Source organism: Actinophytocola sp., from assembly GCF_049647105.1.
Lineage (GTDB): Bacteria > Actinomycetota > Actinomycetes > Mycobacteriales > Pseudonocardiaceae > Actinophytocola.
The window spans coordinates 1-1,659 of record NZ_JBARWZ010000067.1 but is presented as its reverse complement, the minus strand read 5'-3'; the positions used below and the strand labels follow the sequence as shown (position 1 = coordinate 1,659).

Sequence of the window (1,659 nt, the reverse complement as noted above, 5' to 3'; positions counted from 1 at the left end):
GGCCCCGGCTGACCGCGCTGTCGGCGGCCGACCGCCGCACCGCCCTGCTGGACCTCGTCCGCGCGACCGCCGCCGACACCCTCGGGTTCGCCTCGGCGGACGACGTCGTCGCCGACCGGCCGTTCGCCGACATCGGCGTCGGGTCGCTGGCCGCCGTCGAACTACGCAACCGGCTCGTCGCCGCGACCGGCGTCCCGCTGCCCACGACCGTCGTCTACGACCACGCCACCCCCGACGCCCTCGCCGACCGCCTGCACCGCGACCTCGGCGGCGGCACCAGTGAGGAGACCACCGCCGCGCTCGCGGCCGACGAGCCGATCGCGATCATCGGCATGGCCTGCCGGTTCCCCGGCGGCGTCGCAGGACCCGATGACCTGTGGCGGCTCGTCGCCGACGGCGTCGACGCGCTCCGCGACTTCCCGGCCGACCGCGGCTGGGACATCGGCGCGGTCACCGCGGCGGGCGCCACCCCCATCGGCGGCTTCGTCGACGACGCCGACCGCTTCGACCCCGCCTTCTTCGCCATCAGTCCCCGCGAGGCGCTGGCGATGGACCCGCAGCAGCGCCTGCTCCTGGAGACGTCGTGGGAGGCGGTCGAGCGGGCGGGCATCCTCCCGGCGTCCCTGCGCGGCAGCCGCACCGCGGTGTTCGTCGGCGGTGCCAACTCCGCGTACGGCTTCGGCCAGTTCGACCTGCCCGAGGGCACCCGGGGCCACATGCTCACCGGCGCGGCCACCAGCGTCCTGTCCGGCCGCGTCGCCTACGCCTTCGGTCTGGAAGGTCCCGCGCTCACCGTCGACACGGCGTGCTCGTCCTCGCTGGTCGCCCTGCACCTTGCCGTGCGCGCCCTGCGCGCCGGCGAGGCGACGATGGCGCTGGCGGGTGGCGTGACCGTGATGACCAACCCGGCGATGTTCGTCGACAGCGGGCAGGTTGGCGCGCTCGCCCCGGACGGCCGCTGCAAGGCGTTCTCCTCGAACGCCGACGGCACCGGCTGGGGCGAGGGCGTCGGCATGCTCCTGGTCGAGCGGCTCTCCGACGCCGAACGCAACGGGCACCCGGTGCTCGCGGTGGTCCGCGGTTCGGCGATCAACTCCGATGGCGCGTCGAACGGTCTCACCGCGCCGAGTGGTGCCGCCCAGCAACGCGTCATCCGGGCCGCGCTGGCCGACGCCGGGCTTGCCCCGTCGGAGGTGGACGCGGTGGAGGCGCACGGCACCGGCACCACCCTCGGCGATCCCATCGAGGCCACCGCGCTGCTCGCCACCTATGGCCAGGACCGGGAGCGGCCGCTGCTGCTCGGCTCGGTCAAGTCCAACATCGGGCACACCCAGGCCGCCGCCGGGGTCGCCGGGGTGATCAAGATGGTGATGGCCATCCGGCACGGGACGCTGCCGCCGACACTGAACGTCGACGAACCCTCCCAGCACGTGGACTGGTCCGCCGGGGACGTCGAACTGCTCACCGGCACCGTGCCATGGCCGGAGACCGGCCACCGGCGCCGGGCCGCGATCTCCTCGTTCGGCATGAGCGGCACCAACGCCCACACCGTCATCGAGCAGTACGACGCCGGGCCGGTGCCCGCTCCGGCGACGGGGGACGGGCCGCTGCCGTGGGTGCTGTCGGCCCGCACGGCACCCGCGCTGGCGCAGGCGGCCC

1 protein-coding gene is annotated in these 1,659 nt (G+C 75.2%); it reads left to right on the top strand.

All coding sequences use genetic code 11. The features are described from left to right. On the top strand, positions 1-1,659 hold a 1,659-nt coding region (locus tag WBA97_RS08700), incomplete at both ends, for a type I polyketide synthase (protein WP_424230208.1).